The sequence below is a fragment of the Desulfuromonas versatilis genome (assembly GCF_019704135.1).
GTDB lineage: Bacteria > Desulfobacterota > Desulfuromonadia > Desulfuromonadales > NIT-T3 > Desulfuromonas_A > Desulfuromonas_A versatilis.
Genome location: NZ_AP024355.1, coordinates 2,243,533 through 2,266,407 on the forward strand (window position 1 = coordinate 2,243,533; position 22,875 = coordinate 2,266,407).

Consider the following 22,875-nt stretch of genomic DNA (forward strand, 5'->3'; position numbering starts at 1 on the left):
GTTGACGAGGTGAGCATGGGAAGATCATTCAAACCCCGCGGCAAACGGGGGCCGACACCGCCCGCGGTAAAAAGTCAGGAAGAGGCGGATACACTGGTGAGGAAGCTGCGCGGAGAAATGGCCGACGGTGAAAATTACCGGGAAAAATCCCTCAAGCTTCATGGCTGGATCTGCGCCAAGTGCGGCCGGGAATTCGAGGCAAGCACCCTGCACCTGCTCACCGTCCACCACAAGGACGGCAACCACCACAACAATCCGCCCGACGGCAGCAACTGGGAGAACCTCTGCATCTACTGCCACGACGACGAGCATTCGCGCAGCCTGCTCGGCGACTATCTTTCCGGGGCTGGCAAGGGCAGGGGATGAAACCGGGATTTTTACCCTTGACACCCCATTGCCGATTTGGTATCAATACCGAGCTTTTAGCGGCACCCAACGCCGTAAAGGCCCCGTCGCCAAGTGGTAAGGCAGAGGTCTGCAAAACCTCCATCACCAGTTCGAATCTGGTCGGGGCCTCCAATCGCTGAACAAAGCCAGCCGCCTGCGGCTGGCTTTTCTTTTTCCTGTGGGCACCATGCATCTGCTGACCCTGCCGATCATCACGCTGCTCGTGCTGCTGGGCTCCCTGGCCGGGTTTCTGGCGGGGTTGCTCGGCATCGGCGGCGGTATCATCCTGGTGCCGCTGTTTCTGTGGGTGTTCAGCACCGCGGGGTTTCATCCCGAGGTGATCGTGCACCTGGCCTTCGGCACCAGCCTCGCCATCATCCTGCCTACCGCGATCAGCAGCACCCTGGGGCACCGCAAGCGGGGCAACGTCGATTGGCACCAGGTGCTCTACCTCAGCATCGGCGCCGCCCTGGGGGCGGTCGCAGGGGCCTCGGCCGCAGCCGGTCTCTCGGGAGAGTGGCTGAAGGTGGCTTTCGGGGCGATGCAGATCCTGGTCGCCCTCAAGATGTATTTCCTGCATCCTCATCTGCCGCCCGAGCGCGGCAACCAGGTCCCCGTTTATGCCCTGCTGCTGGTCGGGCTGACCGGAGGGGCGTTTTCAGCGTTTTTCGGAGTGGGAGGCGGGGTCATCGCGGTTCCGCTGATGGTCATCGTGCTGCAGCTGCCGATTCACCTGGCGGTGGGCAACTCAAGCGCCCTGATCGTGGTTTCGGCCTTCACTGGCGCGCTCTCCTACACCCTGCACGGCCTGGGCAATGCCCAACTGCCTCCCTACTCCTTGGGTTACGTCAATGTCCTGGTCGCCTTTCTGGTGGCCCCTTTCACCATCCTCCTGGCCCGGCTTGGGGTTCGGGTTGCCGGCCGGGTATCCAATGATAGACTGAGATATATCTTCGCCGCGGTTCTGCTGATCATCGGCTTGCGGATGATCGTCAAGAACCTGTATTTCTGACCCGGGTCCGCGAGCTTTGCCCCAAGGAGGCCTGCATGCGGCGCAATCCCGCCGTCGCCGGGCAGTTTTATCCCGGCACCGCCGAAGAACTCCGCCACTCCCTCGGCCGACTGATTCCGGTTTCCCGGGAGCCGCACAAAGCTTTCGGAATCGTCTCTCCCCACGCCGGATACCTTTACTCCGGAGCGATCGCCGGGGAAACCTTCGCCCGCGTCGAGGTGCCGCGGCGGGTGGTGATTCTCGGACCCAACCACCAGGGACTCGGCCATCGGGCAGGGGTCTATGCCGGGGGCAGTTGGCTGACGCCCCTGGGCGAAGCGCGGATCGACGAACCCCTGGCCGAAGAAATCCTCCAGGGCTGCCCGGCCCTTGCCGCCGACGAGACCTGCCATCGCTTCGAGCATTCCCTCGAAGTGCAGGTCCCCTTCATCCAGACCCGGGCTCCAGGGGCCTCCATCGTCCCCATCTGCCTGCGGGGGGCCGCCCTGGATGAGCTGCTCGAATTGGGGCGGCACCTGGGAAAAACCCTGGCGCGTCACGACGATGTGCTGATGGTCGCCAGCTCGGACATGACCCATTACGAATCCGGGGAGCGCGCGCGGAAAAAGGACATGCTGGCCCTGGAGAAGGTGTTGGATCTCGACCCCCAGGGGCTCTACCTGGTGGTCCGGGAGAAGGGGATCACCATGTGCGGGGTGGTGCCGGTGGTGGTCATGCTGGCTGCCGCCCTGGAGATGGGGGCGCAGAAGGCCACCCTGGTCCGTTACGGCAATTCGGGCGAGGTCACCGGGGACCAGTCCGAGGTGGTGGGGTACGCGGGAGTCATCGTGGAGTAGGGGGGGAGGCCGTGGGCAGTGGGCAGTGGTGAGAATTAAACCCTTGCGAACTTGTCGAGGCTAAAGTATATAAATTGGGCCACCGAAAAGGTGGCCTTTTCTTTCATGCTGACCACTGATCACCGACCACTGTCCACTGCTTTCAAGGAGTCCCCCATGTCCGACCTTCGTGTCCGCTTCGCTCCCAGCCCGACGGGCCACCTGCATATCGGTGGGGCCCGCACCGCGCTGTTCAACTACCTGCTGGCCAAAAAGGAAAAAGGCACCTACGTGCTGCGCATCGAGGACACCGACGTGGCCCGCTCCACCCAGGAGTCGGTGGATGCCATTCTGCAGGCCATGGAGTGGCTGGGGCTTTCCTGCGACGAAGGACCCTTTTACCAGAGCCAGCGTTTCGACCTGTACCGCGAGAAGGTTCAGGAACTGCTCGACAAGGGCAAGGCCTACCGCTGCTACTGCAGCGCCGAGGAGTTGGAGGCCAAGCGCGATGCGGCCCTGAAAAGCGGCGGCAAGCCCAAGTACGACGGCACCTGCCGCAATCGCGCCGACCAGCCGGCGGGGTTGCCCTTCGTGGTGCGTTTCAAATCCCCGCAGGACGGGGTCACCAGTTTCGACGACCGGATCAAGGGGACCATCAGCTTCAACAACGAGGAGCTGGACGACGTCATCATTCAGCGCAGCGACGGCACGCCGACCTACAACTTCGTGGTCGTGGTCGACGACGCCACCATGGGGATCAACCTGGTCATCCGCGGCGACGACCATGTCAACAACACCCCGCGGCAGATCCTCATGTACCAGGGGCTCGGCTACCCGGTGCCCGAATTCGCCCACGTGCCGATGATCCTCGGCGCCGACAAGGCACGGCTCTCCAAGCGGCACGGGGCCACCTCGGTGATGGCCTACCGCGAGATGGGCTACCTCCCCGAGGCGATGGTCAACTACCTGGTGCGTCTCGGCTGGTCCTTCGGGGACCAGGAGATTTTCTCCATGGAGGAGCTGATCGAGAAGTTCAGCCTGGAAAATGTCGGCAGGGCGGCCGGGGTGTTCAACCCCGAGAAGCTGCTCTGGCTCAACCAGCACTACATCAAGACCGGCGATCCCGTGCGGCTCGGCGAGCTGCTGAAGGAATACCTGCAGATGCAGGGGGTCGACACTGCCGGTGGCCCCGAACTCGCCGCGGTGGTCAAAACCCTGCAGGAGCGGGCCCGGACCATGGTGGAGATGGCCCAGGGGGCGGCCTTCTACTTCCGGAAGGAGCTGGATTTCGACCCCGAGGCGGTGGCCAAGTTCCTCAGCGCCGACAAGCAGCCGGTGTTCGAGGCCCTGCTCGGCCAGCTCGAATCCTGCACCGAGTGGAACCACGGCGGTATCGAAACCGCCTTCGCCGCCGTCATGGAGGCCACCGGCCTCAAGCTCGGCAAGATCGGCCCCTCGGTCCGCGTCGCCCTGGTCGGCGGGACCACCAGCCCGAGCATCTATGAAGTGCTGGAAGTGCTCGGCAAACAGGAGTCGCTGCGCCGGCTGCGCAATGCCCTGGCGATGCTGAAGGGTTAGGATCGTTGATATTTTTTACCAAAGGCCTCGATTCCTGGGAATCGGGGCTTTTTTTTCGAGGTTCGTATAGTCCCGGCGGATGAACAGGATGAGCAGTACCCAGAGAAGGCAGATGCCGAAGGTGAACCAGCTCAACTGCGGCACGCTAAGGGAAAAGGGCAGCCATTGGGTGAACGCCAGGATCACAAAGGCGCCGAAAATCTTGAACAGCCGATAGCCGAACATGTCGATCCAGGCCTTGGCCTGGTAGATCAGCAGCGAGTCGATGGGGATGTAGAGCAGTTCCTTGGAGGCCCGGTTGATGGAATAGGAGAGGCCGCGGTCACTGATCTTGGTGGCTGCGCCGAAAAGCAGGGTGGGGTGGAAGAAAAAGCCCAGGGAACAGAAACCCAGGATCAGCGGCTGCACCAGGAGCCCGGTAATTACACCAAAAAACCGATGAACCAGGGGAGTCAGAGCCAGGTTGACCGCGATGGAGACGCCGCCGAGGACGCTGAAGAAGGCGGAAAGGTAGGCGGTGCGGGGCTCCAGGTCGGGATAGACGGCCTCGACGGTTTTGAGAAACTGGTATTCAACGATCGGGTCGACCAACTGGGCGAGGAGCAGGATGGCGGCGATGAGCAGCAGGTACCTGCTGCTTCTGATGGCCTTCCAGCCCCCCTCGAACCGCGTTGGGCGTCCCTTGGCCTGTATTTCGCCGTACAGTCCGAGGCGGGCCATCAACCAGCTCAGCCCCAGGATGACCTGGATGGTGCCGGCCGCCACCAGCAGCAGGTCTGGGGTCTGCAGCGGGGTCAGCTTGAGGATCAGGGCCGCCGCACCCCCGCCGAGCACCCCGCCGAGCAGCCCCCCGGTGCCGATGAAGCCGTACCAGCTTTTGCCCTCCCGGGTGCTGTAGATGGAATTGGTCAGGCTCCAGAATTGCTCGACCAGGACCACGCCGAGAATGTCGACGAAAATGTAAAAGGTCACGGCCACGGCCGGGCCGGGTTGGATGAACAGCCAGCGGAACAGGACCAGGGTGGCGCAGAAGGCGAGGCAGCTGCCGAACACCACGTTGACCCGGGCATAACGGTTTACCAGGCGGTGGTACCAGCCGATCAGCGCTGCCATGGTCAGGGCGGTACCGATCCAGACATAGGGGAGCTGTTCGGCCCCCAGGTACTGGATGAACAGGGAGCGGCTGGCCGGTTTCAGCTGGTACAGGGCGGTGATGATCAAAAGGAAATTCAGAAAGAGAAAACAGGCCCTTAACCGCAGGACTCCGGTTCCCGTGGTGTCTGCTGGCCGCCTGTCCGGCTGAATTTCAGGCCCTGGGGATTGCATTTTTCTTCGCAGTTTCAGTATAATGCGAACTCCTGTGCCTTTTTTGGCGCGGTCTGAACGCAAGCGTTTCCATTCTGATTTAAATCTTACTTTTTCCTTTTTGGTGCTGCCCGATGAAAGTTTCGCTCTTTCGCCTGCCCCTGTTTGTCCTCCTCGCCAGCCTGCTGCTGCTTAACCTCGATTTCCCGGCCCAGGCCCGAAAGCCCTATCCCCAACTGGGCACCTGCGGCAACCCCACCCTCCAGGACGGACTGGAAAGCTGCATCAGTTCGCTCAAGCTCGACAGGGCCGTGCGCGACGGCTCGCTGTGCGTGGCTGTGGTGGATATCACCGACCCGGAAGCACCGCAGTTTGCCGCAGTCAACGGCGACAGGATGATGTACGCGGCCAGCCTGCCGAAGATCGCCATCCTGCTCGGAGCCTTCGAGCGAATCGCCGCCGGCGAGTTGACCCTCACCGGGGAGATCCGCGACAAACTCACCCGGATGATCCGCAATTCCTCCAACAGCGCGGCCACGGAAATGCTCAACCTGGTCGGCAAGGATTACCTGGCGCGGTTGCTGCAGTCCCCCCGTTACCGCCTCTATGACCCACGACTGAACGGCGGTCTCTGGGTCGGCAAGGATTACGGCAAGGCCGCAGCCTGGAAACGCGATCCCCTGGCCAACCTCTCCCACGGCGCCACCGCCTTCCAGGTGGCCCGCTTCTATTACCTGCTGGAGACCGGACAACTGGTCTCCCCCGAGATGAGCCGGGAGATGAAGCAGATTCTCGGCGATCCGGCCATCCACCACAAGTTCGTCAAGGGGCTCGAGCAGGCCCGCCCCGGTGCGAAAATCTTCCGCAAGTCAGGCACCTGGCAAAATTTCCACGCCGACAGCGGCATCGTCGAGCGCGACGGGCGCCGCTACATCGCGGTGGCCCTGGCCGACGATCCGGCGGGGGGCAAGTGGCTGAGCGAGCTCATCGTGGGCCTCGACGACCTCATCTGCCAGGCTCCGACGGGCGGTGGTCCGCCTCGATGAGGCGCTGCAGGCGGGTGCCGAAGCTCTGGTGGACCACCGCCGAGTTTTTGCGCAGCACGTCCGACATCATCACCACCAGGTAGAACAGGCGAGGTTCCCGGGCCGGGTATTCGACGATGGCCACCGAATTGAGCAGGTTCTCGACGTTGCCGTGGTACTTTTTGCAGACAAAGCCCGGCTCGGGGCGGCAGCGGTACAGCGACCCGGATTTGAAGTAGACCGCCGCCTCGTGCAGGGCCGGCGAGGAGGCGTAGCGGATGCGCCGCTCGGTCATGTACAGCAGCCGCTTGATTTCCCGGCTGGAAAACTCGTCGACCAGCCGTCCCGTCTCCAACTTCAGCAGGTACTCCAGCAGCATCCGCGGCGTGGCGTGACTGCTGGTGCCGGGAACCAGCTGTTTTCCCTTCCAGGTAAAGAATCCCCCCTGTCTCAACTCCTTCGGATCCAGGCCGTTTCGCGGCACCGGCTCATGCAGGGCCCTGCCCAGCAGCGCCGAAAGTTCCCGCTTGGGGGTCTCGCGCCAGAAGCGCTCGGCGACCGGCTGCGCGACGGGGTAATCCCGGCCGAAGTGAACCAGCATCAGCAGCTCCCTGAGCACCATGCTCGCCGCGGCATTGGAGCTGGCCGAGAGCATCCAGTCGAGGTAGCTGTACAGGCTGGCCCGGTCCCCCTCGCGCAGAGGGCGATAGCTGATGGCCCCTTCGCCGGGCCTCCAGAAGGGGACCTTGTGATGGTCGGTGGCGATGAAATGGTCCGCGGTTGCCGCCGAGTCGCGCAGCACCCGCAACCGTTGTTGCGGGTCGTCGGGATAGATGTCCGCCAGGGCCTGGAAAACGCCGAGGACGATCAACAGCTTGCCGACGCTCCCCGGGTTATGGGCGGCGTGCCCCCGGTGTTCGGCGAAACGGGGGTGCGCCGGGTCGCTCAGGTCGAGCACCGCAAGCGCATAGCGGTCCGCTTCCTCCCCCAGCAGGGCCACGATGCGGGACGAAAACTCCGGGTCGACCGGGGGGAGGGCGAAACCGGGCTTGTCGGACAGGCGCAGGTCGACCTCCGCGGTGGACAGCAGCGCGCCCTTGGGCAGCCACCGCCCCCGGAGCTTGCCGGCCTGCACCAGGCGGTCCGCCTCCAGGCGGGCGATCCCGGTATGAGCGTAACCGTCCAGAGGGTAGGGCCAGGCCGGGCCTGCGAAGCAGAGCAGCGCCAGGCTGCAGATGAACAACAGCGCCCTTTTCATGGTGAGCCTTTTTCGGCAATCCCGTTCATTTCGACCTGCACGCCGCCGGCTCTTTGCAGCCCGGCGTCGAACCCGGCGAGCAGGATGTTGCCGCGAGCCCTGGGGTTTTCCAGGAAGGGGCGGATCTGGAACAGCACGAAGCGCCCCCCGGCAAACCCGAATTCGATGTCCGCCGGCGCGGGTTTGCCGGCCGCATCCACCAGACCGGGGAACCTTGCCGGAAGTTCCTTTCCCATGTGGGCGAGGATGCCGATCTCCTGCGCATCGAGCAGGCTCTCGCTGCCGCTGGCCGGTATTCTGGCCACCCCGCCCTGGGGGAGCAGGGCGTTCCTGGTGGGTTGGGCTGCCTGGGCCAGCAATCTCGCACTGCCGGTCTGCGGATCGATCAGCAGTTCCTCCGCCCGCTGTCCGGCCACGGCGCCCCCCACCCCTTCGTTGACCGCCACCGAGAACCGGTCCCGGCGACCGCTGGCGACATCGAGAGTGACGAGCACCCCTGACTTTTCCGCCGCCACGCTTTTCATCAGCAGCACCGAAACGTAGACATGCTCGGGGTTCTCCATGACATCCTGGCGCCAGCGGTAGGCCCGCTCGGTAAAGGGCGAGGCCCAGACCTGGCGGATGGCCTGGAGAATGTTTTCGTCGCCGACCACGTTGGGGACGGTCAGGTTCAGGCCCGCCCCGGAAAACCCGGGCAGATCCTCCACATTGGTATCGCTGCGGACGAAAACCCCGTAGCTCCCCTCCGCGCCGAAATGGCGGGCCAGGGCCTCGCGCAAGCCGCTGCGAAACTCCGGCCCCGGGTCCGCGGAACCTATCCAGGCTCTGAGCCGGCTGAGAAACGCCTCCCGCATGGCCTCCCGTTCGGGCCCCTGCGGAAGCTGGCGCAGCAGGCGATGCTGCTGGCTGAGCCAGGAGAATGCCGTCATCTGAGCATCAGGGAAGGGCTGTTCGAGCAGTTCGCGGAAACTGCCGAAGGGGATGACCAGCCCATCGGGGACCAGGTCGGGGAAGAGGGTCTTGAGTTCGCCGAGATTGGCTGCCTTGGGACCAGCGATCCTGCCCGCATCGGAGGCCCGCAGCCATTCCAGGGGGATGATCCCCCGGGTGAACAGGTCGAGCCTGCCCGGATCCGGATCGATCATGGCAGCTGGGCGGCCCTGGCGGTCGCCGAAAAGCCCCTCCCATTGGGGGCCGTCCAGTTCCAGGCGCACCACCCCGGCAGGGCTGACGGCGAGCACCGCCTGAGCGCCCTCATGCGCCTTCAGGGTATCCAGCAGGCGTCCATCCAGGGCGACGTTGGGGATGCCGAAATTGCGGGCGAGCATCTGCAGGTGCGATAGCCGGTTGCCTCCGCCTTCGCTGATGATGCCACCTACTGGGGAAAGTTCGGTCACGGTTTCCGGAATCACGTAGATGCCTCGGGGATCAACCCTGAATTCTGGGTCCTGGGGATGCAAAAACAGCAGCGGCCCCCGGGCCAGCCCCGGATTGAGACCGCTCACCCCCGCCGCGACCGGATTGCCGAACAGTTCGTGGCGGATCCCGACCATTCGGTTGGCTTCGGCCAGCAGGGTGTCGAGAACGGCGACAAAAGCCGTAAGCGGACTGCCCCTGAGGCGATCGGGGATGTACAGGCTGAAACGCGGATCCAGCCGCTCCAGGTGGGCCAGGGTTTCGGAAAAGACGAAGTGGAGCTGCCCTTCGGCCCAGCGGGAGGTCCGTCCAAGGTACTCCAGCTCAACCTTGTAGTCGGATGCATTCACCCTGGCCGTGTCGAGGCGGACGAAGGACTCCTCCAGGGCCTCGCGTTGGCGGCCGGCAAGCAGGCCCATCCCGTACAGGGCATCGGCGGTGGCCCGGAGCCCGTCGAGATGTTGCCTGCGGGAGTCCCGGGACAGGGTGTCAAGGCGGCGGTTGGCCAGCTCGAATACCAGCTGTTCCAGGTCGAGGCTCAGATGCAGCAGCCGCAGCGACAGGGACTGGTGTCCCGCATCCAGGAACCGGTGGCGCAGTTCCCCCAGGGCCCGGGCGGCCGCTGCAAAACGCTCATGGGGGGGATTTTCGGGGCTCAGTTCCACGGACCAGCGGCGCAGAATGCGGACAAGATCCGGGTTTTTAACCGAGCGGGCCAGCTCCTCGGTCTGCAGGTCGAGGCGCCGGGGGCGATAGACCTGGTCGATGAGATCCGCCAGCTTTTCGTAGCCGGGGTCCGGGGGACCGGCCGGCCGGGCGGCGGCGAAGCTGCGGACCGCTGCGGCATCGCCAGGGTCGGGGCGTACGTGGAGTTTGATGCGCAGGGGGGTGAATTCCGGGTCCTGCTCGGCGAGCCGGGTGGAGAGTTGCCGCATCTCGGTCAGGGGGGCCTCCCGGCGTCCATGGGGGATGAACCTGGTCGCTTCGCGAAGCACCAGGAAGTTGTCGCGGGCCCATTCCCTTTGCCCGAGCAGGGACAGGAGGATTCCCCGGCCTGAGGCTTCTTCGTTCTCGGCCTGCAGGGCGCCTCGGTAATAGCGGGCCCGGCGAAAGATCCAGCCGTTATCGGCATCGATCAGGAACTGCTCGAGCAGGATCTGCTTCAGGTGGTTTTCCCAACCCGGATGGCGGGTAAAGCTCTTGGCATCGATGTCCGCGAGCACGTTGCCGATCAGCCAGCCATGGGCCCTCAGGCGCTTTGTCTGGTCGCTCCACTCCCCGTGCTGCACCCCGCCGCCCCGATCGCCGCAGGGATAGGGCCGGGGAGGGTGGACCGTGCCGTCGCTGCAGAACCAGCGGATTCGCTTGAACGGGCCGCGGGGCAGGCCCTTCATGTCGGAAACCCATTGTCTTAAAATGAAGGTATCGGGTAAGGGGCCCGTCGCGTGTACCGAGATCTCCTCACGGACGAAGGGCAGGTCCGGACCCGTCTGGCAGAGCGTGACCGCGGGAACCAGCAGGCTGCCGAGCAGGGCTGGGAAGAGTGGAGAAAAAAATCTGTAAATCGCCATATTGGCAGGCAATCCTTGACAAGGGGAGTGATCGAGTCATAGTTGCCATTGTAGCATATCCAAACTGCCTGAACACGATGGGGAAAGCGACCTCCCCGGTGGACGCCGGGTAGCATTTCCAGGAGGAGGGCTGTTAGAATTCAAAAACGGGGACGCGCCATTGCGGGGATGTCAAGCGGGGCGCGAAATCTGGGATGGCAGATTTTTTTTGTGAGGGGAAAAATGAAGGAACTGAGATCCTGTGTTCGAACCGTTACCTGCATCGAGGGGCATTGCTTCAGCCAGGCCTACGATGCCTGCAAATATCTGATGGAACTTGCCTGCGAACGTCGCAGGATCAGCATTCGCAAACACACCGATGCCAGCCAGTGCTTTTTCCCCTGAACGCGTGCGCCCGGCAGCCTCTCAGGGGTAGCCGAGTCCGATAGGGGCAGCCTTTTCCCAACCGCTCCGGCGATTTCTCAATCGATCATATTTATCACCGCCGGGATCTTATACCTGGCGATCCTGCCTTCGCAGAACCTGCGGATATCCTCCGCCGAACAGCCTCCGTCCTTGGCGAGTTTGACGTCGGCGGCGACGATTTCGCCCAGTTTCGGGTCGGGCTTGCCGTAAACCCTGACCTCGGCGATCCCGGGATGGGTCTGGAGGAACTGCTCCACTTCCGCGGGGTAGATATTCTGGCCGCCGCGGATAATCATCTTTTTCAGCCGCCCGGTGATCCGGTAATAGCCATTTGCGTCCATGACGGCCAGATCTCCCGTGTGCAGCCACCCCTCGGCGTCGATGGTGCGGGCCGTTTCCTCGGGCATCTTGTAGTACCCGTGCATGACCATGTCGCCGCGGGCGCAGATCTCCCCGGACTGTCCCGGCGGGCAGGCGTTGCCGGTTGCGGGATCGATGATCCTCACCTCGACCCCCGGCAATGGACGCCCCACGGTGGAGACCCGCAGTTGCACCGGGTCGTCGGTTTCGGTCTGGGTGATGATCGGCGCGGCCTCGGTCTGGCCATAGCCGATGGTGACCTCGCGGGCGTGCATGTCCTTGATGACCCGGTTCATGGCCTCGATGGGGCAGGGGGCTCCGGCCATTATCCCGGTGCGCATCGAGCCCATCTCGTAACGGGAGAATTCGGGGTGGTCCAGGGCGGCGATGAACATCGTGGGCACGCCGAACAGGGAGGTGCAACGCTCGGCCGAGACGGCCCTGAGCAGGGCCTCGGTGCTGTAGGTCTCGAGGGGGATCATGGCGGCGCCGTGGGTCACGCAGCCCAGGATGCCGAGCACGCAGCCGAAGCAGTGGAAGAAGGGGACCGGGATGCAGAGGCGGTCCCGCTCGCTGAATTTGAGGCGCCGGGCGACCCGAAAGGCGTTGTTGATGATCTGATAGTGGGTCAGCATGACCCCCTTGGGGATGCCGGCCGCCGCCGAGGTGAACTGGATGTTGGCCACGTCGTCGGGGGAGGCGTTGCGCTGCGCCTCGGCCAGGCTGCGATCGGTGACCTTCTCGCCAAGCCGCTGCAGGTCCTGGTAGGAAAGGGCGCCGCAGGGGGCCGGTTCGCCGAGGAAGATCACCCTTTTCAGTTTCGGCAACTTGGCGCTGGCCAGGTTGGTGGCCGCGGCCTGGGGGAACTCGGGGATGACCTGGGTGAGCACCTGGGAGTAGTCGGTATCCTTGACCCCGCGGCTCATGAGCAGCAGGCTGGCGTCGGACTGGCGCAGGGCGTACTCGAGTTCGGCGGCCTGGCAGTTGGTGTCAACGGTGACCAGAACCGCCCCGATGCGCCCGGCGGCGAACATCAGCACCACCCATTCGGGGATGTTGGTCGCCCACAGGGCCAGGTGATCCCCCTTGTTGACCCCCAGGGCCAGCAGCCCCTTGGCGACCCGGCTGCACTGCTCGTCGAGCTCCCGGTAGCTGAGCCGCAGGCCGCGCTCGGGGTAGACCAGGGCCTCGCGCTCGGGAAAGCGCCGCGCGGTGTCTTCGAGCAGGGTGCCGAGGGTGAAATGCAGTTTCTGGGTCATGGTCATGGTCTCCTGGCTGTCAAAGAAGATTTTGACCACGAAGGACACGAAGAACACGAAGGTTTTTGAAAAAAAAAGAAAATGACTTTGGTTTTTCTTCGTGTGCTTCGTGAACTTCGTGGTGTGATTACTTGTGGGCCATGGCCAAGGCCACCTTGGAGCGGGACGGGCGGCCGAGCAGGCCCGAGATGTAATCCCCCGCCGCGATCAGGGCCCCAAGATCCACGCCGGTTTCGATCCCCAGCCCGTTGAGCATGTAGAGCAGGTCCTCGCTGGCCAGGTTGCCCGAGGCCCCCTTGGCGTAGGGGCAGCCGCCGAGACCGGCCACCGAGCTGTCGACCACGGCGACCCCTTTCTCCAGGGCGGCCAGCACGTTGGCCAGGGCCTGGCCGTAGGTGTCGTGGAAATGGACCGCCAGCCGCTCGACGGGGACTTCTCGGGCCACCGCCTCCAGGAGGGCCTGGGCCTTGGCCGGGGTGCCCACGCCGATGGTGTCGCCCAGGGAGACCTCGTAGCAGCCGAGCTCCAGCAGGCGGGCGGCGACCCCGACCACGGCCTGCGGGGCGATCTCCCCCTGGTAGGGGCAGCCGAGCACGCAGGAGACGTAGCCGCGCACCCGCATCCCGTAGCCCTGCGCCTTGGCGATGACCGCGGCGAAACGCTCCAGGCTCTCGGCGATGGAGCAGTTGATGTTTTTCCGGGAAAAGCTCTCCGAGGCGGCGCCGAACACGGCGATCTCTTCGGCCCCGGCCTCCCGGGCGGCCTCCAGCCCCTGGAGGTTGGGGACCAGCACCGGGAAGGCGACCCCGGGGCGGCGGCGTAAACCTCGCAGGACCTGGTCGGTGTCGGCCATCTGCGGAACCCATTTCGACGAGACGAAGCTGCCGGCCTCGATGGTCTGCAGGCCCGCGTCCGCCAGGCGCTCGACGAGGGCAATCCTGGCTGCCACCGGCAGGGGCCGGGGCTCGTTCTGCAGACCGTCGCGGGGGCCGACCTCCACCATTCTCACCTTCGGGGGGAGATTCATCTCAACCGGCCTCCGCCGCCTCGAAGGCGATCAACTCCTCGCCTTCGCTGACCAGGTCGCCGACCCGGAAATTGACGCGGGCCACGGTGCCGTCGGCCGGGGCGGCGATGGTGTGCTCCATTTTCATCGCTTCGAGGGTGATCAGCGGCGTGCCGCGCTTGACCTCCTTGCCCGCTTCCACCGAGACGGCGATGACCTTGCCGGGCATGGGCGCGGTCAGGCGTCCGCCGCCGCGGTGCTGTTCTTCGCCGCCGGCGGCCGGGTCGTGGAGCATCAGGCAGTGGCTGCGGCCGCCGTGCATGATGGTCAGCTGCCGACCGCGGCGGACCACCGTGGCGCGGGTCTGGCGCCCGTCGAGGCGCGCCAGCAGGTCGCCGGAGGCGCAATACTCGCCGCAGGCGGCCAGGATCCGGCCCGGCAGCTCGAGCAGGTAGCAGTCGTCGCGGAAATGGGCGGTCACCTCGAGAAGGCGCTCCTCGTCGAGCAGGGTCAGCACGTGGTAGTTGTCCGAGTTGAGCCGCCAGCCGTTGGCCTGGTGCCAGGGCGACCAAGGGTCGGGGGAATCCCGGGAGACTTCTTCGGCTTCGCGGCGCCGGTGCAGCAGGATGTCCAGGCAGGCCAGGGCGAGGATCTCGTCGGAGGCGGGCTCGGCGCCGGGGAACAGGGCCTCGTGGTGGCGCTCGATGAAATGGGTGTCGAAATCCCCCTGCTGGTAGGCCGGGTGGGCGGCCACCGCGGCGAGGAACTGCAGGTTGGTGGCGACCCCCACCACCTGGTAATCGGCCAGGGCCTTCTGCAGGCGGCGCAGGGCCGAGGGGCGATCCTGGTCCCAGACGATCAGCTTGGCGATCATCGGATCGTAATGGATCGAGACGGCGTCGCCCTGGCGCACGCCCGTGTCGACCCGCACATGGGGGTTGGGCTGGGGTGGGCGCAGATGGGCGAGCACCCCGGTGGAGGGGAGAAATTCGCGGGCCGGGTCTTCGGCGTAGACCCGGGCCTCGATGGCGTGGCCGCAGAGGGTCAAATCCTCCTGGCGGCAGGGGAGGGGGGCCCCGGCGGCGACCCGCAGCTGCCATTCCACCAGGTCCTGGCCGGTGATCATCTCGGTGACCGGGTGCTCCACCTGCAGGCGGGTGTTCATCTCCATGAAATAGAACCGGCCGTCCGCCGCGAGAAGAAACTCCACCGTGCCGGCCCCCAGGTAGCCGATGGCCCGGGCCGCGGCGACCGCGGCCTCGCCCATCCGGCCGCGCAGCTCCGGGGGCATGCCGGGAGCCGGGGCCTCCTCGAGGATCTTCTGGTGGCGGCGCTGGATCGAGCAGTCGCGCTCGAACAGGTGCAGGGCGTTGCCCTGGCTGTCGGCGAAGACCTGGATCTCCACGTGGCGGGGGCGCTCCAGGTACTTCTCGAGCAGCACCCGGTCGTCGCCGAAGGCCGAGGCGGCCTCGCGACGGGCCGAGGCCAGGGCGGCATCGAAATCGGCAGGCCCGCGCACCACCCGCATCCCCTTGCCGCCGCCGCCGGCGCTGGCCTTGATCAGCAGCGGATAACCGATGGCCCGGGCGGCCTCGCGCAGGGTCTCGGCTTGCTGGTCGTCACCGTGATAGCCCGGGACCAGGGGGATGCCCGCCTGTTCCATGAGGTTTTTTGCCGCGCTCTTCGAGCCCATGGCGCGGATCGCTGCCGCCGGGGGGCCGATGAAGGCGATGCCGGCCCGGGCGCAGGCCTCGGCGAAGCCCTCGTTTTCGGCCAGAAACCCGTAGCCTGGATGGATCGCCCGGGCGCCGCTGCTGTGTGCGGCGTCGATCAGCTTGTCGATGCACAGGTAGCTCTCCCGGGCGGGCGCCGGGCCGATGGGCCAGGCTTCGTCGGCCAGTTCGACGTGCAGGGCGCCGGCGTCGGCCTCGGAGTAGACGGCCACCGTCGCCACCCCGAGGCGGCGGGCGGTGCGGATGATCCGGCAGGCGATTTCGCCGCGGTTGGCAACGAGAATTTTATCGAACATGGCCCCTTATCCCCTCACCCAGGAGGGTTGGCGTTTTTCGAGAAAGGCCGAGAGCCCCTCGCGCCCTTCCGCCGAGGCGCGCATCTCGGCGATGCGCTCGGCGGTGTCGGCGATCAAATCGTCGTCCAGCCAGGCATGGGCCACCTCGGCCACCAGCTCCTTGACCGCGGCCATGGCCCGGGGCCCGTTCTGCAGCATGGCCCGGCTGAGCGCTTCGGCCCGCGCGGCCAGGGCCTCGCGGTCGGCCAGCACCTCGTGGACCAGCCCCAGGCGTAAGGCCTCCCGGGCGTCTAAACGCTCGGCGGTGAGAAAGTAACGGCGGGTCGCCCGGGCGCCGATGGCGGTGGCGACGTAGGGGGAGATCACCGCCGGGATCAGCCCGAGCTTGACCTCGGAGAGGCAGAAGCTGGCCTGTTCGGTGGCAAGGGCGATGTCGCAGCAGACCACCAGCCCGACCCCGCCGCCGATGGCCGCCCCCTGCACCAGGGCGACGGTCGGCTTGGAGAGGTTGGCCAGCACCTTCATCAGCTCGGCCAGGCCGTTGGCGTCGGCCAGGTTCTCCTCGAAGGTGTAGTCGGCCATGCGCCGCATCCAGTTGAGGTCGGCGCCCGAGGAGAAGCTCTTGCCGTTGGCCGCCAGCATCACCACGCGGACCTGTTCGTCGCGCTCGAAGCCCTTGAGGGCCTCCACCAGGGTGGCGATCAGGGCATCGTCGAAGGCGTTGTGCAGCTCCGGGCGGTTCAGGGTGAGGGTCGCCCTGCCCAGTTCGTCGATTTTGGTCAGTATCCTGTCGTCGTTCATGGCATCACATCCTGAAAACGCCGAAGTCGGATTTTTCGACCGGCGCGTTGAGGGCCGCGGAGAGGGCCAGCCCGAGGACCATGCGGGTGTCGGTGGGCTTGATGATCCCGTCGTCCCAGAGCCGGGCGCTCGCGTAATAGGGATGACCTTGGCTCTCGTACTGCTGGCGGATGGGGGATTTGAAGGCTTCTTCATCGGCTTTGCTCCATGATTCGCCCTTGGCTTCGATTCCGTCGCGTTTGACCTGGGCCAGCACGCTGGCCGCCTGCTCGCCTCCCATGACGGAGATGCGGGCATTGGGCCACATCCACAGAAAGCGCGGGCTGTAAGCCCGGCCGCACATGCCGTAGTTGCCGGCGCCGAAGCTGCCGCCGATCAGCACGGTGAACTTGGGCACCCTGGCGCAGGCCACGGCGGTGACCATCTTGGCACCGTCCTTGGCGATCCCGCCCGCTTCGTACTTGCTGCCGACCATGAAGCCGGAGATGTTCTGCAGAAACAGCAGGGGGATGCCGCGCTGGGCGCAGAGCTGGATGAAATGGGTCCCCTTGAGGGCCGACTCGGAGAAGAGGATGCCGTTGTTGGCGACGATCCCCACCGGGTAGCCCCAGAGGTGGGCGAAGCCGCAGACCAGGGTGGTGCCGAAGAGCATTTTGAACTCGTCGAATTCCGAACCGTCGACGATGCGCCCGATCACCTCGCGCACATCGTAGGGCTTGCGGGTGTCGGTGGGGATGACGCCGTCGAGCTCGGCCGGGTCGAGCACCGGGTCGACGGGTTGGCGCAGGGCGAGGGCGGGATGCTTGACCCGGTTGAGATTGCCGACGATGCGCCGGGCGATGGCCAGGGCGTGGGCGTCGTTTTCGGCATAGTGGTCGGTCACCCCCGAGGTGCGGCAGTGCACCTCGGCGCCCCCCAGGTCCTCGGCGCTCACCTCCTCGCCGGTGGCCGCCTTGACCAGGGGCGGGCCGCCCAGGAAGATGGTCCCCTGGTTGCGCACGATGACGCTTTCGTCGGCCATGGCGGGGACGTAGGCGCCCCCGGCGGTGCAGGAGCCCATGACCACGGCGATCTGGGGGATCCCCCTGCCGGACAGGGTCGCCTGGTTGTAGAAGATGCGGCCGAAATGGTCACGGTCGGGGAACACCTCGTCCTGCTTGGGCAAAAAGGCGCCCCCCGAGTCGACCAGGTAGATGCAGGGCAGGTGGTTCTGCTCGGCGATCTCCTGGGCGCGCAGGTGCTTTTTCACGGTGACGGGGAAGTAGGTGCCCCCCTTGACCGTGGCGTCGTTGGCGACGATCATGCATTCGCGCCCCATGACCCGGCCGATGCCGGTGATGATTCCGGCCGCGGCGATGCCGCCGCCGTACATGTCCCAGGCCGCGAGCTGGGAGAGCTCGAGAAAGGGCGAGCCCATGTCGAGCAGCTGGCGGATGCGTTCGCGGGGCAGCAGCTTGCCGCGGCCGGTGTGCTTTTCGCGGGCCTCCACGCCGCCGCCGAGCTTGATCTGCGCGACCTTCTCCTCGAGGTCGCGCACCAGCTCGGCCATGGCCCTGGAATTGGTCCGGAATTCATCGGAGTGCGGGTCTAGGGAGCTCTTCAGTATGGCCATGGCTGTCAGTCGAACCTCTTGAGGATGAGTGGTTGTCCCCTGCCGTACTCAGCGGTTGGGCAGCACCGCCAGGGTGACCGTGGCTTTGGAGACCAGGGATTCGCGTCCCCCCTCGACGGCAAAGACGCAGGACTCGGAGACGATCAGCCTGCCGCCGGCGCGCAGCACCTGGGCCCGGGCGCGCAGCTCCTCCCCCCTGGCCGTTGCCAGCAGGTTGATGGTGAAGCCGGTCGTCAGGACCATCTGCTCGGGGCCGATGACGGTAAAGGCCGCGGCCCCGGCAGTGTGGTCGGCCAGGGTGGTCTGAACCCCGGCGTGGATCACGCCGTCCTGCTGCAGATGCCGCTCGAGGACCGCCAGGCGGCTTTCCACGGCCCCGGGGCCTATGGAGACGGGCTCGATGCCGAGGTCGACGACGAAGTTGGCCCTGGTGAAGATCTCTGCCGCGCGTTCCCGGTAAGCGGGGTTGCGAATTTCCATGGGGTGAATTCCCTTCTCTTTCTAGTCCCCGCCCTTGGTCTCCTCGAACAGTTCACGGCCAATGAGCATGCGGCGGATTTCGCTGGTCCCGGCGCCGATTTCGTACAGTTTAGCATCGCGCAGCAGGCGGCCGGTAGGAAACTCGTTGATGTAGCCGTTGCCCCCCAGGCACTGGATCGCCTCCAGGGCCATCCAGGTGGCCTTCTCGGCGGCGTAGAGGATGGCGCCGGCGGCGTCCTTGCGCACGTTCCCCTTGTGGTCGCAGGCCATGGCCGTAGCGTAGACGTAGGACCTGCAGGCGCTCATGGTGGTGTACATGTCCGCCAGCTTCCCCTGCATCAGCTGGAATTCGCCGATCGGCTGGCCGAACTGCTTGCGCTCGTGGATGTAGGGGATGACCACGTCCATGCAGGCGGCCATGATCCCCAGGGGACCGCCGGCCAGAACCGCCCGTTCGTAGTCCAGGCCGCTCATCAGCACCTTGACCCCCTGGTTGACCTCGCCCAGGACGTTGGCTTCGGGTACCTCGCAGTTTTCGAAAACCAGCTCGCAGGTGCTGCAGCCGCGCATGCCGAGTTTGTCGAGCTTCTGGGCAGTGGCAAAGCCGGCAAACCCCTTCTCGACGAGAAAGGCGGTGATGCCGTGGGACCCGGCTTCGGGTTCGGTCTTGGCGTAGACCACCAGGACGTCGGCCTCGGGCCCGTTGGTGATCCACATCTTGGTTCCGTTGAGAACATAGCGGCCGTCTTTCCTATCGGCCCGCAACCGCATGCTGACCACGTCCGACCCGGAGCCGGCCTCGCTCATGGCCAGGGCGCCCACATGGTCGCCGGAAATCAGCCTCGGCAGGTATTTCTCCTTTTGCGCGGCATTGCCGTTGCGGTGGATCTGGTTGACGCAGAGGTTGGAATGCGCACCGTAGGACAGGCCCACCGACGCGGAGGCCCGGCTGATCTCCTCCATGGCGATGACATGATGCAGGTAGCCCATCCCCGCCCCGCCGTACTCCTCGTCGACGGTGATGCCGAGAATCCCCAGTTCTCCCATTTTTTTCCAGAGAGGCATGGGGAACTCGTTACTCCGGTCGATCTCCGCCGCCAGGGGGAGGATTTCCTTTTCTGCAAATGCGGAAACCGATTTGCGCAGCAGGTTGACCGTTTCGCCGAGATAGAAGGGGAGGAATGGGTATTTTTTCATGGCTTTGCTCCCTGTCGCTGGGGGTTGGACATTTGGCCGAGGGGTTTACCGACAAGCGTGCAAAGTGGATACCAAACATTGTTTTAGGTTTATTTAAATCAAACAGCCAGATCGCAACCCTTCAATAACATTGGCGAATGTTTTTTTCTGTTTCACATTGCGTCTCCCCCCGCCATCTGCAGCGTGTCAACGTCGATTTACACAGGGGAAAGACAATTTTCCAAAGTGAACAGCAAGTTTCCGAATCCGTGGAGAAAGGGTCCCCTGCGCCGGGCGGATAAAAGCGCCAGGAAGTTTGTTTAAATCAAACCTGGTGCCCTGCTCACCGCACCAGGGTAAATTCCCAGGCACACCAGAACTCGTCCGGGTGTTGATCCGGGGGGCAGGCTACACAGCGGGTCCTGATCCGCGGATCGACGGTGCGCGCAAACTCGCTGTATTCAACGATACCGACACTTTTGCAGGGAAAATCGGTCAGCCCCTTGCGTTTTCGGGCCGACTGCACCCGGCAGTCGACCATCTGGAACAGGGCGTGCTCATCGCTGACCTCGATGGCCCGCTGCAGGTTGAGCCGGGCATAGAGGCGATGTTTCAGGCACTCGACCAGGGCGGGAATCCCGCCCCCGGGCTCCATGCCGAGGCGGGCCATGATCCGCTGGGCCTCGATGACGGTGAACTTTCTCCAGGCCTCACGGTCGGCGTCGATGGCCTTCTCCATGCCGTGTTCCCCCTCGACGGCCTGAAACCAGAGCCCGTCGTGGGCCAGCCAGTTTTTGGCGTCGTCGATGATGATCCGGATCAGCTCCTCCTTGTCGAGGCGTTGCAGCAGGCGGATTCCCTCGTCGAGTTGCTCGGTCATGACACCATCCTTGAGAAAAAGGGTTAGAAAAACAGTGATAAGTGATGAGTAATTAGTGATTTGTTTAATGCCTTAACCCTCAAGGTACAGCCAATTCGATCCTTCATTCAATGTACGGAGAGGTTTTGCTTTTCACCATATTACTCATCACTTATCACTCATTACTGCCCCACCATCAGCCCTTGGTCACGCTGGTGCCGATGACGATGCGTTGGACTTCGCTGGTCCCTTCGTAGATCTCGGTGATCTTGGCGTCGCGCATCATCCGCTCGACGGGAAAATCGCGGGTGTAGCCGTAGCCGCCGTGAACCTGGACGGCATCGGTGGCGACCTGCATGGCCGTTTCGGAGGCGAACAGCTTGGCCATGGCCGCCTCCTTGCCGAAGGAGAGGCCGGCGCTGGCCCGGAAGGCGGCCTGGTAGACGAGCAGGCGGGCCGCCTCGATCTGGGTGGCCATGTCGGCGAGCATGAACTGGATGGCCTGGAAGCTGGCCAGCGGCTGGTCGAACTGTTTGCGCTCTTTCGAATAGTTGAGAGCCGCCTCGTAAGCGCCCTGGGCGATGCCCAGCGCCTGGGCGGCGATGCCGATCCGGCCGCCGTCGAGGGTCTGCATCGCTATCTTGAAGCCCTTGCCCTCTTCGCCGAGCAGGTTTGCCTTGGGGATGCGGCAGTTCTCGAAGACCAGTTCGCGGGTGGGCGAGGAGCGGATGCCGAGCTTTTCCTCCTTTTTCCCGAAGGTGAAGCCCGGGGTATCCCTCTCGACGATGAAGGCGCTGATCCCCCGATGTTTTTCCGCATTCCTGTCGGAGCGGGCGAATACCACGTAAATTTCGGCCTCGCCGCCGTTGGTGGTGAAGATCTTGGTGCCGTTGAGCACCCAGTGGTCTCCGTCGAGCAGCGCGGTGGTTCTGGTCCCGCCGGCATCGGAGCCGGCGCTGGTTTCGGTCAGGGCGAACGCCCCCATCTTCGACCCCTCGGCCAGGGGTTTGAGGTACCTGACCTTCTGCTCCTGGGTGCCGAAGCTGTAGATCGGGTTGGCGCCCAGGGAAAGATGGGCCGAAAGGGTCACCCCCGTCGAGGCGCAGACCCGGGACAACTCCTCCACGGCGATAGCGTAGCTGAGGTAGTCGGCCCCCGCGCCGCCGTATTCCTCGGGGAAGACGATCCCGGTCAGACCGAGTTCGGCGAGCCGGTCGAACATCAGCCCCCGGTCGAAACGCTCCTGTTCGTCCCGCTCTTTGGTGGAAGGGAGCACTTCGCTTTCGGCGAAATCCCGGACCATCTGCCGCATCAGTTTGTGCTCGTCAGTCAGTTCGAAATGCATGGGCGGGCTCCTTCTCTGAATAGGGTGTTAGCGGTTGATGATTTTCGCGATGACCATGCGCTGGATCTGGTTGGTTCCTTCGTAGATCTGCGTGACCTTGGCGTCGCGAAAGTAGCGCTCTACCGGAAAGTCGCGGCAGTAGCCGTAGCCGCCGAAGATCTGCACCGCCTGGTTGGCGACCCACATGGCGCTGTCGGTGGCAAAGAGCTTGGCCATGGAGGCTTCCTTGGAGCAGGGCTTGCCCCGGTCGCGAAGATCGGCCGCCTGGTAGACCAGCAGGCGACCGGCCTCGATGCGGGTGGCCATGTCGGCCAGCTTGAACAGGATGGCCTGGAAATTGGCGATGGGCTGGTCGAACTGCCTGCGCTCAAGGGCATAGGCCAGGGCGTGTTCGTAAGCCCCCCGGGCGATGCCCACCCCCTGCGCGCCGATGCCGATGCGCCCCCCGTCGAGCAGCGACATGGCGATCTTGAATCCATCCCCCGGTTTGCCGAGCAGGTTTTCCTTGGGCACCCGGGCGTTGTCGAAGATCAGCTCCGTGGTTTTCGACCCGTTGAGGCCCATCTTCTTTTCCGCCGCTCCGATGGAGAAACCGGGCGTGTCCCGGTCGACCAGCAGGCAGCTGATACCCCGGTGGCCGATTCCCGGTTCGGTGACCACGAAGGTGACGTAGATATCCGCCTCGCCGCCGTTGGTGATGAAGATCTTGTTGCCGCTGACCAGGTAATGGTCGCCGTTGTCCTTGGCGCGGGTGCGGATCTTGGTGGCGTCCGAGCCGGCCTGGGGTTCGGTCAGCGCGAAGGCTCCCAGGTATTCGCCCCGGCAGAGTTTCTCCAGATACCTGCTTTTCTGCTGCGGGGTCCCGTAAAGGTAGATCGGCATAGTCCCCACCGACGTGTGGACGGCCAGGATCACCGCGGTGGCCGCGCAGGCCTTGGCGATCTCCTCGAGGGCCATGACGTAGGAGAGCATCGAGGTGCCGGCGCCGCCGACCTCCTCGGGGAAGAGCATTCCCATCAGGCCGAGCTGCGCCATCTTTTCCAGGTTCTGGCGGGGAAACTCCCCGGTGCGGTCCCAGTGGGCGGCCATTGGAGCCAGTTCCTTGGCCGCAAAGTCGCGAACCGTGTCGCGCAGCAGGCGCTCTTCTTCAGTCAGGCTGAAATCCATGAATCGGCT

General features: G+C 64.8%; 19 protein-coding genes and 1 tRNA gene. 7 read left to right on the forward strand and 13 right to left on the reverse strand.

Translation table 11 applies throughout. From position 1 onward, the window contains the following. Positions 1 to 15: 15 nt before the first annotated feature. The 5 genes from DESUT3_RS10050 to gltX all read left to right on the forward strand — a co-directional run bounded on the left by DESUT3_RS10050 (position 16) and on the right by gltX (position 3,792). Positions 16 to 366, forward strand: a complete 351-nt coding sequence (locus DESUT3_RS10050) for a YajD family HNH nuclease (protein WP_221252345.1) — start codon at positions 16 to 18, stop codon at positions 364 to 366. Positions 367 to 445: 79 nt separating this feature from the next. After that, positions 446 to 519, forward strand: a tRNA-Cys gene (locus DESUT3_RS10055). A gap of 55 nt (positions 520 to 574) precedes the next feature. Beyond that, entirely contained in the window at positions 575 to 1,399 is an 825-nt protein-coding gene (locus DESUT3_RS10060) for a sulfite exporter TauE/SafE family protein (RefSeq protein WP_221252346.1), read from the forward strand. Between the two features lie 35 nt (positions 1,400 to 1,434). Then, positions 1,435 to 2,235, forward strand: a complete 801-nt coding sequence (amrB, locus tag DESUT3_RS10065) for an AmmeMemoRadiSam system protein B (RefSeq protein WP_221252347.1) — start codon at positions 1,435 to 1,437, stop codon at positions 2,233 to 2,235. A gap of 156 nt (positions 2,236 to 2,391) precedes the next feature. Further along, a complete protein-coding gene (gene gltX, locus DESUT3_RS10070; RefSeq protein ID WP_221252348.1) occupies positions 2,392 to 3,792 on the forward strand; it encodes a glutamate--tRNA ligase in 1,401 nt (466 codons plus the stop codon). Positions 3,793 to 3,807: 15 nt separating this feature from the next. On the opposite strand, the gene DESUT3_RS10075 is transcribed toward gltX, so the two are convergent. Beyond that, positions 3,808 to 5,013 (reverse strand): NTP/NDP exchange transporter, encoded by a 1,206-nt coding sequence (locus DESUT3_RS10075; RefSeq protein WP_221252349.1) that lies wholly within the window; start codon positions 5,011 to 5,013, stop codon positions 3,808 to 3,810. A gap of 218 nt (positions 5,014 to 5,231) precedes the next feature. On the opposite strand from DESUT3_RS10075, the gene DESUT3_RS10080 reads away from it, so the two are divergent. Beyond that, positions 5,232 to 6,143, forward strand: a complete 912-nt coding sequence (locus DESUT3_RS10080) for a serine hydrolase (RefSeq protein WP_221252350.1) — start codon at positions 5,232 to 5,234, stop codon at positions 6,141 to 6,143. Here the strand turns inward: DESUT3_RS10080 and DESUT3_RS10085 are convergent. Together DESUT3_RS10085 and DESUT3_RS10090 are read right to left on the reverse strand one after the other, a co-directional pair. Next, positions 6,103 to 7,380: a serine hydrolase gene (locus DESUT3_RS10085; RefSeq protein WP_221252351.1), complete on the reverse strand. Its 1,278-nt coding sequence runs from the start codon at positions 7,378 to 7,380 to the stop codon at positions 6,103 to 6,105. The genes DESUT3_RS10080 and DESUT3_RS10085 overlap by 41 nt on opposite strands. Continuing rightward, on the reverse strand, positions 7,377 to 10,367 hold the full coding sequence (locus DESUT3_RS10090; RefSeq protein ID WP_221252352.1) for a PEP/pyruvate-binding domain-containing protein: 2,991 nt from the start codon (positions 10,365 to 10,367) through the stop codon (positions 7,377 to 7,379). The genes DESUT3_RS10085 and DESUT3_RS10090 overlap by 4 nt, the downstream gene beginning before the upstream one ends. A gap of 222 nt (positions 10,368 to 10,589) precedes the next feature. On the opposite strand from DESUT3_RS10090, the gene DESUT3_RS10095 reads away from it, so the two are divergent. Continuing rightward, the gene (locus DESUT3_RS10095; RefSeq protein ID WP_221252353.1) at positions 10,590 to 10,751 is read left to right on the forward strand and encodes a hypothetical protein; all 162 of its coding nucleotides are present in this window, start codon (positions 10,590 to 10,592) and stop codon (positions 10,749 to 10,751) included. 77 nt (positions 10,752 to 10,828) lie between these two features. Here DESUT3_RS10095 and DESUT3_RS10100 read toward each other — a convergent pair whose 3' ends face one another. The 10 genes from DESUT3_RS10100 to DESUT3_RS10145 form a co-directional block, all read right to left on the reverse strand. Next, the gene (locus tag DESUT3_RS10100) at positions 10,829 to 12,391 is read right to left on the reverse strand and encodes an AMP-binding protein (RefSeq protein WP_221252354.1); all 1,563 of its coding nucleotides are present in this window, start codon (positions 12,389 to 12,391) and stop codon (positions 10,829 to 10,831) included. A gap of 127 nt (positions 12,392 to 12,518) precedes the next feature. Beyond that, the gene (locus DESUT3_RS10105) at positions 12,519 to 13,418 is read right to left on the reverse strand and encodes a hydroxymethylglutaryl-CoA lyase (RefSeq protein WP_221252355.1); all 900 of its coding nucleotides are present in this window, start codon (positions 13,416 to 13,418) and stop codon (positions 12,519 to 12,521) included. Position 13,419: 1 nt separating this feature from the next. Then, positions 13,420 to 15,426, reverse strand: a complete 2,007-nt coding sequence (locus tag DESUT3_RS10110; protein WP_221252356.1) for an acetyl/propionyl/methylcrotonyl-CoA carboxylase subunit alpha — start codon at positions 15,424 to 15,426, stop codon at positions 13,420 to 13,422. 6 nt (positions 15,427 to 15,432) lie between these two features. Beyond that, complete coding sequence (locus DESUT3_RS10115; protein ID WP_221252357.1) at positions 15,433 to 16,227, reverse strand: enoyl-CoA hydratase-related protein; 795 nt, start codon at positions 16,225 to 16,227, stop codon at positions 15,433 to 15,435. A gap of 4 nt (positions 16,228 to 16,231) precedes the next feature. Then, positions 16,232 to 17,839: a carboxyl transferase domain-containing protein gene (locus DESUT3_RS10120; protein ID WP_221252358.1), complete on the reverse strand. Its 1,608-nt coding sequence runs from the start codon at positions 17,837 to 17,839 to the stop codon at positions 16,232 to 16,234. Between the two features lie 48 nt (positions 17,840 to 17,887). Beyond that, entirely contained in the window at positions 17,888 to 18,319 is a 432-nt protein-coding gene (locus DESUT3_RS10125) for a PaaI family thioesterase (RefSeq protein ID WP_221252359.1), read from the reverse strand. Positions 18,320 to 18,340: 21 nt separating this feature from the next. Then, positions 18,341 to 19,516: an isovaleryl-CoA dehydrogenase gene (locus tag DESUT3_RS10130; RefSeq protein WP_221252360.1), complete on the reverse strand. Its 1,176-nt coding sequence runs from the start codon at positions 19,514 to 19,516 to the stop codon at positions 18,341 to 18,343. Between the two features lie 322 nt (positions 19,517 to 19,838). Further along, entirely contained in the window at positions 19,839 to 20,375 is a 537-nt protein-coding gene (locus tag DESUT3_RS10135) for a DUF6125 family protein (RefSeq protein WP_221252361.1), read from the reverse strand. Between the two features lie 175 nt (positions 20,376 to 20,550). Then, positions 20,551 to 21,699, reverse strand: a complete 1,149-nt coding sequence (locus DESUT3_RS10140) for an acyl-CoA dehydrogenase (RefSeq protein WP_221252362.1) — start codon at positions 21,697 to 21,699, stop codon at positions 20,551 to 20,553. A gap of 27 nt (positions 21,700 to 21,726) precedes the next feature. Then, the gene (locus DESUT3_RS10145; protein ID WP_221252363.1) at positions 21,727 to 22,866 is read right to left on the reverse strand and encodes an acyl-CoA dehydrogenase; all 1,140 of its coding nucleotides are present in this window, start codon (positions 22,864 to 22,866) and stop codon (positions 21,727 to 21,729) included. Positions 22,867 to 22,875: the final 9 nt, after the last annotated feature.